We start from the raw sequence: 13,037 nt of genomic DNA on the forward strand, positions 1-13,037 counted from the left end.
ATAAAACATCAAATTGACGGGCGCTTGACGAGAGGGCGCGAAACGTTACAAAGCAACACAACCCCACCAAATAAGGGTTACAAAGCGTTACGCGCGCCGTTTATCGTTGATTTTTTATTTTTCAATCGTGCTATTCCAATTGAAAAAGAATAGCGTATACACTGCAAATCACGGCGAGACGACAACCTGATCTCACCGGCCACATATTCAAATCGAAGGAAAAGCCCCATGCGAAACAAACAAAAAATCGCAATCGTCGGCGCCGGCCTGGGTGGCGCTGCTGCTGCCACGCTGTTACAGAAAGCCGGGTTCGAGGTCGATGTTTATGAACAGGCGCCAGAGTTTTCCCGCATTGGCGCGGGCATTCACATGGGCCCGAACATCATGAAGATCTTCCGCCGCATGGGCATTGAGCAGCAGTTGAGCGACATGGGTTCGCACCCCGATTTCTGGTTCAGCCGCGACGGTGCCAGCGGTGACTATCTGTCCCGCATCCCCCTGGGTGAATTCGCTCGCAAGGAATACGGCGCGGCTTACATCACCGTGCACCGCGGGGACCTGCATGCACTGCAAATGTCGACCATTGCGCCGGGCACTGTGCACTTCAACAAACGCCTGACCGGGATCGAGGAAACCGATGATCTGGTGCGCCTGCACTTCAGCGACGGCACCACCACCGAGGTCGACATCGTCATCGGCGCCGATGGCATCAACTCCAGAATTCGTGAAGAGTTGCTCGGAGCGGAAAGACCGCTGTACAGCGGCTGGGTTGCGCATCGCGCCTTGATTCGCGGCGAGGTGCTGGCCAAGTACGACATGGACTTTGAAAACTGCGTGAAGTGGTGGAGCGAAGATCGTCACATGATGGTCTACCACACCACCAGCAAGCGAGATGAATACTACTACGTCACCGGCGTACCGCACCCGGCCTGGGACTTCCAGGGCAGCTTCGTCGATAGCAGCCGCGACGAAATGTACGACGCATTCCAGGGCTATCACCCCACCGTTCAAGCGTTGATCGAATCCAGTGAAAGCGTGACCAAATGGCCGCTGCTCAATCGCAATCCACTGCCGCTCTGGAGCCGTGGCCGGATGGTGTTGCTGGGCGATGCCTGCCACCCGATGAAACCGCACATGGCGCAAGGCGCGGGCATGGCCATCGAAGATGCCGCCATGCTGACCCGTTGCCTGCAGGAAACCGGCCTCACCGATTACCGCACCGCGTTCAAGCTGTACGAAGCCAACCGCAAGGACCGCGCCTCGCGAGTACAGGCCGTGTCCAATGCCAACACCTGGCTGCGCACCCAGGAAGATCCGGCCTGGGTCTACGGTTATGACCTCTACAGTCACCCGCTGAAATCGGAAGTGGCCGCATGAGCACGTTCATTCATGGCGGCAACGTCCAAGCCAACGGTATCCGCCAGCATTACCTGCGTTATGGCGGCCAGGGCAGCACCGGCAAACCGGTCCTGCTGCTGATTCCCGGCATCACCAGCCCGGCAATCACCTGGGGGTTCGTCGCCGAGCGCCTGGGCCAGCATTTCGATACCTATGTACTCGACGCTCGCGGCCGCGGCCTGTCCTCCACCGGACCGGACCTGGATTACGGCACCGACGCCTGCGCCGATGACATCGGCGCATTTGCCAAGGCCATGGGCATCAATGCCTATCACTTGGTGGGGCACTCCATGGGCGCGCGCTTTGCCGTGCGCAGCGCCGTGCGCAATCCCGCAGGCCTGCAAAGCCTGGTACTGATCGATCCGCCCGTTTCCGGCCCGGGTCGGCGCGAATACCCGAGCAAGCTGCCGTGGTACGTGGACTCGATCCGCCAATCACTGACCGGGATGGACGCCAACGCCATGCGCGCCTTCTGCCCGACCTGGACCGAGGAGCAGCTGCAAGTCCGCGCCGAGTGGCTGCACACCTGCTACACACCGGCCATCGTCCGCGCCTTCAACGATTTCCATGAGGTGGACTTTCATCAAGATCTGCCGCACCTGCCTGTCCCTGCCCTGCTGATCGTTGCCGGTCGCGGCGGCGTGATTCAGGCCGGGGACGAAGCAGAAATTCGCGATCTGCAACCCGGCATCCAGATTGCTCGCGTTGAAAACGCGGGACACATGATTCCGTGGGATGACCTCGAAGGTTTTTTCGCGGCTTTCGGCGATTTCCTCGGCCAGCCCCTGACCTGAATTCAACGCACGTTGCAAAGGAGACAGCTTGTGATCAAGCCATATCGTATCGGCCAAATTGTGCCAAGTTCCAACACCACCATGGAAACCGAGATCCCGGCGATGCTGGCAGCACGCCAATTGATCCGCCCCGAACGTTTCACCTTTCACTCCAGTCGCATGCGCATGAAGCAGGTGCGCAAGGAAGAGCTGGCGGCAATGGATGGCGAATCCGATCGCTGCGCGGTCGAGCTGTCTGACGCCAAGGTCGACGTGCTGGGGTATGCCTGCCTGGTGGCGATCATGGCCATGGGCCTGGGTTATCACCGCCAGTCCGAGCAGCGACTGCGCAAGGCCACCGCCGACAACGACGCCAATGCGCCGGTCATCACCAGCGCCGGCGCCTTGATCGAAGGCTTGAAAGTCATGGGCGCCAAACGCATTGCCATTGTCGCGCCGTACATGAAGCCGCTGACCGAGCTGGTGGTGGATTACATTCGCGAAGAAGGTTTCGAGGTGGTGGACTGGCGCGCCCTGGAAATTCCCGACAACCTGGCCGTCGCCCGCCATGACCCGGCCAACCTGCCCGCCATTGTGCGCGACATGAACCTTGAAGGCGTGGATGTGATCGTCCTGTCGGCCTGCGTGCAGATGCAATCGCTGGGCGTGGTCTCACAAGTCGAGGCCGAAACCGGCAAGCCGGTACTCACCGCCGCCATCGCCACCACCTACGCCATGCTCAAGGCATTGGACCTGGAGCCCATCGTTCCGGGTGCGGGCGCACTGCTGTCTGGCGCTTATAAATAGGAGCGTATCATGAGCCAAGAACAAAGCGCCGACGCCAACTATCAGGGCGTGTGGGGCCAGCGCATCGGCTTTGGCAACAAGCCTGCGCTGCTGATGATCGATTTCATGCAGGGCTATACCCAAGAAGGCGCACCGCTGTACGCGCCAGGCGTGGTCAGCGCTGTCGCCGAGAGCGTCGAACTGTTGGCCTGCGCCCGCCAACATGAAATCCTGGTAGTGCATACCAACATTCGCTACCACCCAGGGCACTTTGCCGACGGCGGTATATGGGTCAAAAAAGCCCCCGTGATGAAAGACATGATCGAGGGCAACCCACTGGCAGCCTTCTGCGAGCCGGTGCTGCCCAACCCCGATGAAGTGGTGATCAGCAAGCAATACGCCAGTTCGTTTTTCGGCACCAGCCTGGCGTCGATGTTGCACGCCCAAGGCATCGACACCGTGGTACTGGCGGGCTGCTCAACCAGTGGCTGTATTCGCGCGACGGCGGTGGATGCCGTGCAGCATGGATTCCGGACCATCGTTGTTCGCGAATGTGTCGGCGATCGACACCCCGCGCCACACGAAGCCAACCTGTTCGACATTGATAGCAAGTATGGCGATGTGGTGAGTAAACAGGAGGCCATGCAGCAGTTCAGGAAATGAGAGGGCCATTGGTTTTTCCGGGCTGGCACAGCGCCCTCCCGGGCAAGCCTGCAACCTCCACGGATTCACGCTTTTACCGAATACCGGCAGAAATGGATATCTGCCGTCGAACCAGGCCGTAGAGCACTGGTCGCCAAATACTGGGAAAGGGTCGACATCAAACCCTGCCCAGTCTTCTGACACTGCCTTTGGAAGCCGCCGACCGGTGCTGCCAAAGCATTGATCCGCGGCTAAACAACAATCACAAAGTCACCGCCAGGAGACACCCCGATGCCCTCTGCAAATGTAAGTACACCCACTGCGGCCACCGTCGCAGACCCAGTCCAGGCGCTTTACCGCAAGATCACCTGGAAGCTTATTCCCTTCCTCTGCTTCTGCTATCTGGCCTCCTATCTGGACCGGATCAACGTCGGCTTCGCCAAACTGCAAATGCTCGAGCATCTGCAGTTCAGCGAAACCGCTTTCGGCCTGGGCGCCGGTCTGTTTTTCGTCGGCTATATCATTTTCGAGGTTCCGAGCAATCTGGTCCTGGAAAAAGTCGGGGCGAAGATCTGGATCGCCCGCATCATGATCACCTGGGGCCTGCTCTCGGCCTGCACCATGCTCGTCACTTCCACCACGCAGTTCTACATCCTGCGCTTCCTGCTCGGCGCCGCCGAAGCGGGCTTTCTGCCGGGGGTGCTGTATTACCTGACCACCTGGTTCCCGACCTATCGCCGCGGCCGCATCATCGCCTTGTTCATGATCGGCCTGCCGTTGTCCAGCGTGCTCGGCGGCCCGCTGTCCGGCTGGATCATGGGGCATTTCGATAACGCTGGCGGCCTGCGCGGCTGGCAATGGCTGTTCCTCCTCGAAGCGATACCCAGCGTGTTGCTCGGTGTGCTGACCTTCTGGGCCTTGCCGAACAACTACCGCCAGGCCAAATGGCTCAACGATGACGAGAAAAACCTGCTGGAACAGGAACTGCGCGCCGACGATGCCGACTCCACCGGCAGCAAGCACAGCTTTCGCGACGGTTTCTTCAACCTGAAGGTGTGGATGCTCGGCGGCATCGACTTCTCGATCCTGCTCAGCGCCTATGCCATGGGGTTCTGGATGCCGACCTTCATCCGCAACGCCGGCGTGGTCGATACCTTCCACATCGGCGTGCTCACCGCGCTGCCGAGCATCGCCGCGTTGCTGGGCATGCTGTTGATCGGCGCCAGCTCCGACAAACACCGCGAACGCCGCTGGCACATCATCGTGCCCTTCCTGGTGGGCGCGGCAGCCATGGCCAGTGCGCCCTTCTTTGTCGACAACGTGGTGGCGACCGTGGCGCTGTTCGCTATTGCGTCGGCGGCGATCATCGGCGCGGTGCCGGTGTTCTTCAGCCTGCCGGCAACCTTTCTCAAAGGCACCGCGGCGGCCACCGGCTTCGCCCTCGCCTGCTCGGTGGCGAACATCGCCGGGCTGGTCAGCAACTCGCTGATGGGCGTGGCCATCGACGTCACCGGCAGCAGCGCCGGCGCGTTGTGGTTCTTCGCCGGCTGCCTGATTCTCAGCAGCTTCCTGGTGATCGCCCTGCCGGCCAAGCTGGTCAATCGCTGAGACACGTCAGCCAGGCGACTGCCTGTCCTGGTGTGAGTCGCAAGGGGATCTCATACAGCCCCCCTTGCGGCTGATGCCACCGACGCGGAGCAGCTCAAGCCAGGCCCGCGAGCCAACAGCCACCCCCATGTTCAAGCCCCCTCCTGCGGACAGGCCTCGACCTCGTCTGACGGGGGGCGCTTTGTCCTCATTCCAGAGATCACCAGCATGCACACTCCTGCACTGCGCAAAGCCCATGCAATCAGCGGCACCCTCGGCGGCTGCCTGACGCTGGGCCTGGCCTCGCCACTGCTAGCCGAAGAAACCGGCTTCATCGAAGGCGCGACGGCCAACCTGCAACTGCGCAACTACTATTTTAGCCGCGACTTCTCCGACATCGTCGGCCCCAACAAGCAATCCAAGGCCGAGGAATGGGCCCAGGGCTTTATCCTCGATGTCCGTTCCGGCTACACCCAGGGCAGTATCGGTGTCGGCGTGGACGTGCTCGGCCTCTACGGCGTCAAGCTCGACAGCAGCCCGAGCCGGGCCAGGAGCGGACTGCTGCCGACACACGACGACGGCAAATCCGCCGATGAATACGGCCGCCTGGGTGCCGCAGTCAAGTTCAAGGCCTCCAGCACCGAGCTGAAGATTGGCGAATTGCGGCCCAACCTGCCGGTACTGGTGCACAGCGACCTGCGCCTGCTGCCGCCGACCTACCAGGGCGCCTCGCTGGTATCCAAAGAGTGGGCAGGCCTGACCATCAACGCCGGCCAGTTGCACTCCACCAGCCTGCGCGACTCGACCAACACCCAGGACATGTATGCGCTGATCAACGACCCGATCAACCCGGCGCGTATCGCCAAGTTCACCAGTGACCGCTTCAACTACCTGGGCGCCGACTACAGCTTCAACTCGAACCGCACCAGCGTCGGCCTCTGGCAGGCGCAACTGGAGGACATCTACCAGCAGCGCTACTACAGCTTCAAGCACGCCGAACCTGTGGGAGACTGGACACTCGGTGTCAGTCTCGGCTACTTCGACGCCAGCGACGACGGCCAGAGCATCGCGGGCAAACTCGACAACCACGCACTGTCCAACCTGCTGTCCGCGAAACACGGCGGCCATACCTTCTACCTGGGCTACCAGCAGATCGGGGGCGACGACGGCTTCATCCAGATCGGCGCCAACACCAATCCGCTTGGCAACACCCTGCCCACCTACGAGTTCGCCGCACCGGACGAACGCTCCTGGCAGGTGCGTCACGACTACGACTTCGCCGCCCTCGGCATTCCCGGCCTGACCACCACCCTGCGCTACGTCACTGGGGATAACGTCAGCACTGGACAGGGTTTCGAAGGCAAGGACTGGGAGCGCGACCTGGATATTGGCTACGTTGTCCAGAGTGGATCGCTGCGCGGAGTGGGCATCCGCATCCGCAACGTGACTGCACGCTCCAACTACCGTAGCGACATTGACGAGAACCGGCTGATCCTCAGCTATAACATCAGCCTTTTCTGATAGCCGTAACCGCCGCAACGTTCAGGCCGAGGGCACCGTCAGCGACGGTGCCCAGGAGCCAGAGTGAGTCGCCTCAGTGGCTTCGTGGATGGTGGTTTTGCGGTGTTTCAGCATCCCGCCACTGCGTTTATTGAGGTAGGCCGTGATCTCGCCAACAATGGCCAAGGCCACGCTCGCCGGGGTGTCGCCCCCCAAGTCCAGACCTGCTGGATAGTGAAGTCCAGGTAAAACCCCGGGCGCACCAATCTCCTCAAGCAGTCGTTCGGTTCGCTCTCGCGGACCCAGCTGCCCGACATAGGCGGGTGAACAGTGCAAAACGTTTTCCAGCCAATGCCGATCCTGTCGAAAGCTATGGGTCATGACCACCACCGCGGCACCGTCGACCACACTGGACAAGTTAAACGGCTCGTTGATTGGCGCAACAATGACCTGGTGTGCCCCGGGGAACCGCTCCGGGCGTGCAAAATGCGCCCGCCCGTCCACCACCGTCACCTGCCAGTTCAGATCCCTGGCGAACCGCACCAATGGCTGTGCGTCATGACCTGCGCCAAAGATCACCAGTCGGCGCTGTGGCGCGAGGTATTCGAGAAAGACCTCGACTTCATCGGCGCCGCTTCCGTAAATCATCAACCGAGACTTCTTGCGCTCAAGCGTACTGTGCAAATCGCTGCGCAGGGTATGTTGAAGCGCTTGGCAGTGGATGCCCTCACAGGCGTTCATGAACGCGTTCAGGCCCATCCGGGCGCCGATTCGCACCCGGGATTTTCGGCCCGCCGCGATGACCGTCGCCAGGGCTGCCGGCTGACCGCTGGCTTTTACCCGTTGCAGCATGTCGAGCAACAGACTCTGCTTGCCGGCTGCATGGCGCTCCAGCAGTACATGCACGGTACCGTTGCAGCCGAGGCCAAAGGTCAGCGCCGCGTCCTCGTCATCGGCCTCCTCATCTTCCTGGGCCGCCGTGCTGTAACGACGCACCACCGCCTCGCCGGACTCGGTCAACCACCAGGCCTTCCTGGCCAACTCCTGCTCCAGGCAACCGCCACTGATGGTCCCGACCGTCCGACCATAGAGGGGTATCAGCATCCTGGCCCCGGGGCGCCGATAGGCCGAGCCATCGACCTTGACGACCGTGGCCAGGACCGTATCGGTTTTTGCGCTGTTGGCGTGATCCAATGCATCGAGCAAGGCGTACAAATCAGACATGGCCGCAAACCCTTGCAGGGGTCACATTGTTCATCGACCGAACCACCCTTTGATGCGATTCCAGATGATGCTCATCCCCAAGGCAAAGACGTTCAACCTGGCCGGTTCGGTCGACGGTTTCGCATCAGGATCCATACGCCGTTCCACGTTGCGACCGAAGTCGAGAATCATCCGGGCCACGAAGTCCTTCACCAGGCCAGAGCGCGAGAATTGCGCCAAAGGCCCTTGCAGCGAGTAGAGCATTTCCACTTCAACCAGCGTGGCCCCGGCGTTATCGGACAACACCCGGTAGGTGATCTCGCCATTGGCACGGGATTGACTGATGGTGTCTTGACCGCCCCCCTTGAGCATGCCCGAACGCTGTTCTTCGTTACGCGTCAAACGTGCCGCACCCGCGAAGTTGGCCGCCATCGGGCCAAACTTGATCGCAATGAAACCCTTGACTCGCTCGCCGTCGTTTTCTTCCAGGTTGGCACCCGGAAGGCAGCCGGCAACGGCTTCCAGATCGGCCATGAACGCCCAGACCTGTTCTGGCGGATACGCCACGCTGAAGCGTCCATCCATCCGGGTCCCGCCCTTGATGCCGGCGGGTGCACGCTCGCTCGAGGCTTCTGCCGCAGGGCCGGCGGAAGGCTCGACTGCAGCGGCCTGCGCACTGTGCTCCACGGCAAAGGAAGCCAATGGCCCGCTATTGGCTGGCATCGCCACGCCATGGCCCGCCAGGGCCTGTGCACGTGCAGCCTCGATCACTGGATCCGGCTGTTTACGCAGCTGCTCAAGGACGCTGCGAATGGCCGCGACTATGCCCATGTAGCCGGTACAGCGACAGATGTTGCCTGACAGCTCGACACGAATTTGATGCTCATCGGCATTGGGCAGGCGCAGCACAATGTCGCGGGCAGTGGTCAACATACCCGGCGTGCAGTAACCACATTGCAAGGCATGGTGCTCAGAGAACGCCTCACGCAGGAGTGCCATTACCGGGTCTTGCTCAAAGCCCTCGACAGTCGTCACCTGCCGGCCTTCACACGCCACCGCGAACGTCGTGCACGAACGTACCGGCTGGCCGTCGAGCAATACGGTGCAGGCACCGCACACGCCATGTTCGCAGCCCAGGTGAGTGCCGGTAAAGCGGCCTTCCTCGCGAACGAAGTCGCCCAAGTGCATTCTCGGCGCGACTTCACGCTCGAGCAGATTGCCGTTGACGTTAATACGTACAGAAGTCATACCCGAGGTTCCTTGAAGATCGAATCGAGACACCGGCGCAGGGCGGTGAGGCTTTGTTGTCGGTCTACTGCGTCTTTACCGGGTGTCACGCTTGCCACGGCTTTTACCAGCGCGGCAGGTTCAAGTGCTGCCGCCCCCTGACGGGCGACCGCTACCGATAACTCCCCCAGCAATAAAGGCGGGCCATCGAGTGCACCGAGGACAATCCTGGCCAGGCCACGATCCGGATCGAACACCGCCGAGCAACTGGCTTCGGCGAACTCACCGGTTTTTCGGCAAAGCTTGTGATAACCCCAGGCCGCACGTGGCCCCAGGCGCGGAATGCGCAGCCCGGTAATCAGCTCGTCTTCAGCCAGCACAGTGGTATAGGCACCGAGCATGAACTCGGCCATGCTCAAGCGACGCTGTCCCCGAACGCTGCGCAACTCCACTTCGGCGCCCAGGGTAAATGCCACCAATACCCAGTCAGCCGCCGGGTCCGCATGGGCCAGGCTGCCTGCGAGGGTTCCGCGATTGCGAATAGCCCGGTAGGCGATCTGTGGCGCGACTTCGGCGAGCAAGGTCCCACGCAGTGCGGCGAACACGCCATCTTCAATCTGCGAGTGGGTAATCGCGCCGCCGACCAGCAGCCACTCTCCGTCCTCGCTCACCTGTTGCATCTCGGTGAACCCGCTGACGTCCACCACCTGGTTCGGACGCGCCAGACGCAGGTTGAGCATGGGGCCCAGCGACTGGCTGCCGCCCATGACCTTGACGATACCCGCGGACTGATCGGCCAGTGCCTGTAGCCCGGCCGACAGGTTTTCGGGGCGTAGATAGTCGAACGCAACGGCTTTCATGCGGCCACCTCTTGCTTGTTGTTTTCTGCCCGGGCGTCGGCCAGCGCCTGTAGCAGCCGACGCGGAGTCAATGGGGTTTCGGCGACTTCAACGCCAAGCTCGGCGAGGGCATCGTTGACCGCATTGAAGATCGCGGCGGGCGGAGCGATGGCTCCGCCCTCCCCCATGCCTTTGGCGCCAAATTCGGTATGGGGCGACGGCGTCTCCATGTGGTGAATGCGCAAGGCGGGCACTTCGGTCGGGCCTGGCAAAATGTAGTCCGCCAGCGTCGAAGCCAATGGCTGGCCATTGACGTCATAGGGCGTTTCTTCGTACATGGCAGTGCCGATACCCTGAGCAATCCCGCCATAGGTCTGCCCTTCGACCAACATCGGGTTGATCATCGTGCCGCAGTCCTCGACCACCACGTAGTCAAGGATTTCGATCTCGCCACTCTCGGTGTCGACGGCAACCAGCACCGCATGGGTGGCGTAGGTAAAGGCACCGGTATCGACGGCGGGCTTGAAGCCCGTGGTGACTTCCAGCCCGCCAGGGTGGACGTCAGCCGGTAGCGTGTGGGGCCTGATGTACCAGGCCGCGCCCACGTCATCCAGCGACACCGAGGCTTGATCGCACACCACCCTGGCGCCTTGCAGCTTGACCTCTGAGTCGGGCACACCCAGCAAAAAGGCGCCGATATGGGTCAGGCGCGGCAACAACTCGCGGCAAGCGCGGGCGATGGCTCCGCCCGCCATGACCATCGACCGCGACGCGTAGGTACCGGTAGAGAATGGTGTCTGACCCGTATCGCCATGCAGCACCTTGATCCGGGCAATATCGATCCCCAGGACCTCGTGGGCCACCTGGGCAAAAGACGTTTCCATGCCCTGACCGTGGGAATGCACCCCGACCCGTACTTCAAGACCGCCGTCCGGCGTCATACGCACAGTCGCCTGCTCGTGGCCGGGTATGACTGGCGTCCCCCAGGTCGCGAACACCGAAGTGCCGTGGGCTGACTGCTCGGTGTAGGTCGCGTAGCCAAGACCGATACGGCGACCGTCCGCTTCACCCAGACGCTGGCGCTCACGAATCGCCGACGCACCGATCAGCTCGGCCGCCTTGCGCAGGCTGGCCGGATAATCACCGCTGTCGAGATGCTTGTTGGCGACGTTGATGAAGGGCATTTGCTCAGGACGCACCAGGTTCTCCAGGCGCACGTCCAGGGGATCGCGCCCGACGGCTCGGGCCACCGCATCCATGGTCAGCTCCATGGCGAAGCAGACACCGGTGCGAGCCACCCCGCGGTAAGGGACGAAGCCTGGTTTGTTGGTTGCCACGCATTCGGTGACGCAGCGGTAACCCTGAAACGCATAGGGGCCTGGCAAATTGCCAACCGCCTGGCCCGGCTCCAGACCGATTGTGAACGGCCAGACCGAATACGCACCGCCATCGATGACGATTTTGGCATCGAGCGCCAACACCCGCCCCTGAGCATCCGCATGCGCGGTCATGACATATTCATGCTCGCGACTATTGGCCCCCGCCGTGAGGTGCTCCCGGCGATCTTCGATAAAACGGAACGGTTGCTTGTAAGTCATGGCCAGCCAGGCGATGCAGAGCTCTTCCTGCTGCAACACGCATTTGTAGCCAAAGGCACCGCCGACATCCGGCGAGATAACCCGCACCTGCCCCTGATCCAGCTTCAGACACTGGGCCAGGATGGTACGAATCATATGCGGCACCTGGGTGGCCGTAATGACGATCAGCTGGTCCAGGCTGTGATCCCAGTAAGCCAGAACCGCTTTGCCTTCCATCGGCACCATGCATTGCCGTGCCAGCTTCATTCGGCGCGTGACCGTCACGCTGGCGGCCGCCGCATGCTCACTGAATGCCTTGTCGGCATGCAGGGTGACGAAGCGGTTGTCGTGCCAATGGTCATGGATGAAGTCACCTGTAGCGGCGACGCTACTGGCAGCATCGGCATACACCGGCAAGTCTTCGTAATCGACCATCACCTGCTCGACCAGGTCTTCGGCCTCGGCACGGGTCGGCGCACAGGTCATGACCACCGGCTCACCGACGAAACGCACTTTGCCACTGGCCAGCGGCGGCTGGACAGAAGGTTGGTACGTGGGGAGCGTCGAATCGGCCACGATGTCGCTGGCACTGTGCATGTCGGCACGCACGAATACCTGGCCCCGCAAGGCTGGCGGCACGTCGATCGAGGTGATCAGGGCATGGGCCAGAGGGCTGCGCAGAAAGGCCACTTCCCGAAGCCCTGGCATATGGTAGTCCGCCACAAACTTGCCCCGACCGTGCAGGTGCCGTTCATCTTCCTTGCGCCGGACTCGGGCACCCACGCCCTGACCCGATTTGCCAGGGTACTCATTCGCTTCGCTCATACCTTATGGACTCCTGAGTTTCCGATGTTCAATCGGGCGGCATGCGCCATTTGATGACAGAGGCCCTGACACTCGGCACCCATGGTTTTCAGGAAACGGCGAAGCTGCATGATCAGTGTCCTTTAAGGCTGTTTTTTTATGTTCGTCAGCTAACGTATGAATTTAATCAGTACACTTACATAATAATCATCCCTTCAGCTACGTCAACGACTAGCCGCTAAAAATTCACAGGAACGGGTTTTCTTCCTTTCCACCCAACAGACACGAATGATTTTCACTTCTTGAAATACCAATCAAGCGCTCAAAATGTTTGACATATTCGTCAGTACACTGAATATTATTTGTGGGCATACTGACAAAGGCAAACCTAATGAGCTGGATAAAAATAACAACGGTGGACGTCCTTCAGGACGACCAGGTAATGGCCTTCAAATTACCCGAAGCGCACCTGGCGCTGTATCGCTGCGATGGGGAGTTTTTTGCCACGGACAACATCTGCACCCACCAGCATGCCTTGCTCTCGGAGGGCTATCTGGAGGACGGCTGCATCGAATGCCCGCTGCATCAGGCGACATTCGATGTACGCACCGGCGCGGCCCAATGCGCGCCCGCCACCGAACCCCTGAAAACCTACGCCGTAAAGGTCGAAGGTGACGCCGTACTCGTGAACCTGGGTTAAC

General features: G+C 61.1%; 11 protein-coding genes. 7 read left to right on the top strand and 4 right to left on the bottom strand.

Translation table 11 applies throughout. From position 1 onward, the window contains the following. Positions 1-228 precede the first annotated feature (228 nt). The 6 genes from F8N96_RS18795 (at position 229) to F8N96_RS18820 (ending at position 6,707) form a co-directional block, all read left to right on the top strand. The gene (locus F8N96_RS18795) at positions 229-1,377 is read left to right on the top strand and encodes an FAD-dependent monooxygenase (RefSeq protein ID WP_150799056.1); all 1,149 of its coding nucleotides are present in this window, start codon (positions 229-231) and stop codon (positions 1,375-1,377) included. Further along, entirely contained in the window at positions 1,374-2,192 is an 819-nt protein-coding gene (locus F8N96_RS18800; RefSeq protein WP_150799057.1) for an alpha/beta fold hydrolase, read from the top strand. Before F8N96_RS18795 ends, F8N96_RS18800 begins: the two co-directional genes overlap by 4 nt. Before the next feature lie 30 nt (positions 2,193-2,222). Beyond that, entirely contained in the window at positions 2,223-2,978 is a 756-nt protein-coding gene (locus tag F8N96_RS18805; protein WP_110658857.1) for an Asp/Glu racemase, read from the top strand. A 9-nt stretch (positions 2,979-2,987) separates the two neighbouring features. After that, positions 2,988-3,620 carry an N-carbamoylsarcosine amidohydrolase gene (locus F8N96_RS18810; protein ID WP_150799058.1) on the top strand — a complete coding sequence of 211 codons (633 nt, stop codon included), beginning with the start codon at positions 2,988-2,990 and terminating at the stop codon, positions 3,618-3,620. Between the two features lie 270 nt (positions 3,621-3,890). After that, positions 3,891-5,207: an MFS transporter gene (locus tag F8N96_RS18815; protein WP_150799059.1), complete on the top strand. Its 1,317-nt coding sequence runs from the start codon at positions 3,891-3,893 to the stop codon at positions 5,205-5,207. Between the two features lie 207 nt (positions 5,208-5,414). Next, entirely contained in the window at positions 5,415-6,707 is a 1,293-nt protein-coding gene (locus tag F8N96_RS18820) for an OprD family porin (protein ID WP_150799060.1), read from the top strand. Positions 6,708-6,728: 21 nt separating this feature from the next. Here F8N96_RS18820 and F8N96_RS18825 read toward each other — a convergent pair whose 3' ends face one another. From F8N96_RS18825 to F8N96_RS18840, 4 genes are read right to left on the bottom strand one after another with little or no spacing between them, the layout of a single operon-like run. Further along, positions 6,729-7,910: an XdhC family protein gene (locus tag F8N96_RS18825; RefSeq protein WP_150799061.1), complete on the bottom strand. Its 1,182-nt coding sequence runs from the start codon at positions 7,908-7,910 to the stop codon at positions 6,729-6,731. 30 nt (positions 7,911-7,940) lie between these two features. Then, entirely contained in the window at positions 7,941-9,137 is a 1,197-nt protein-coding gene (locus tag F8N96_RS18830; RefSeq protein WP_150799062.1) for a xanthine dehydrogenase family Fe-S subunit, read from the bottom strand. Next, complete coding sequence (locus F8N96_RS18835; protein ID WP_150799063.1) at positions 9,134-9,976, bottom strand: FAD binding domain-containing protein; 843 nt, start codon at positions 9,974-9,976, stop codon at positions 9,134-9,136. The genes F8N96_RS18830 and F8N96_RS18835 overlap by 4 nt, the downstream gene beginning before the upstream one ends. Next, on the bottom strand, positions 9,973-12,357 hold the full coding sequence (locus tag F8N96_RS18840) for a xanthine dehydrogenase family protein molybdopterin-binding subunit (RefSeq protein WP_150799064.1): 2,385 nt from the start codon (positions 12,355-12,357) through the stop codon (positions 9,973-9,975). The genes F8N96_RS18835 and F8N96_RS18840 overlap by 4 nt, the downstream gene beginning before the upstream one ends. A gap of 370 nt (positions 12,358-12,727) precedes the next feature. On the opposite strand from F8N96_RS18840, the gene F8N96_RS18845 reads away from it, so the two are divergent. Further along, positions 12,728-13,036 carry a non-heme iron oxygenase ferredoxin subunit gene (locus F8N96_RS18845; protein ID WP_150799065.1) on the top strand — a complete coding sequence of 103 codons (309 nt, stop codon included), beginning with the start codon at positions 12,728-12,730 and terminating at the stop codon, positions 13,034-13,036. Position 13,037 lies beyond the last annotated feature (1 nt).

It is taken from the genome of Pseudomonas fluorescens (assembly GCF_902497855.1).
In the GTDB taxonomy this organism is placed as follows: Bacteria; Pseudomonadota; Gammaproteobacteria; order Pseudomonadales; family Pseudomonadaceae; genus Aquipseudomonas; species Aquipseudomonas fluorescens_BI.

Bases quoted from the DNA above. Each gene is read 5' to 3' on its own strand.
- F8N96_RS18795 (WP_150799056.1), top strand. From the start codon at position 229: ATGCGAAACAAACAAAAAATCGCAATCGTCGGCGCCGGCCTGGGTGGC.
- F8N96_RS18800 (WP_150799057.1), top strand. From the start codon at position 1,374: ATGAGCACGTTCATTCATGGCGGCAACGTCCAAGCCAACGGTATCCGC.
- F8N96_RS18810 (WP_150799058.1), top strand. From the start codon at position 2,988: ATGAGCCAAGAACAAAGCGCCGACGCCAACTATCAGGGCGTGTGGGGC.
- F8N96_RS18815 (WP_150799059.1), top strand. From the start codon at position 3,891: ATGCCCTCTGCAAATGTAAGTACACCCACTGCGGCCACCGTCGCAGAC.
- F8N96_RS18820 (WP_150799060.1), top strand. From the start codon at position 5,415: ATGCACACTCCTGCACTGCGCAAAGCCCATGCAATCAGCGGCACCCTC.
- F8N96_RS18825 (WP_150799061.1), bottom strand. From the start codon at position 7,910: ATGTCTGATTTGTACGCCTTGCTCGATGCATTGGATCACGCCAACAGC.
- F8N96_RS18830 (WP_150799062.1), bottom strand. From the start codon at position 9,137: ATGACTTCTGTACGTATTAACGTCAACGGCAATCTGCTCGAGCGTGAA.
- F8N96_RS18835 (WP_150799063.1), bottom strand. From the start codon at position 9,976: ATGAAAGCCGTTGCGTTCGACTATCTACGCCCCGAAAACCTGTCGGCC.
- F8N96_RS18840 (WP_150799064.1), bottom strand. From the start codon at position 12,357: ATGAGCGAAGCGAATGAGTACCCTGGCAAATCGGGTCAGGGCGTGGGT.
- F8N96_RS18845 (WP_150799065.1), top strand. From the start codon at position 12,728: ATGAGCTGGATAAAAATAACAACGGTGGACGTCCTTCAGGACGACCAG.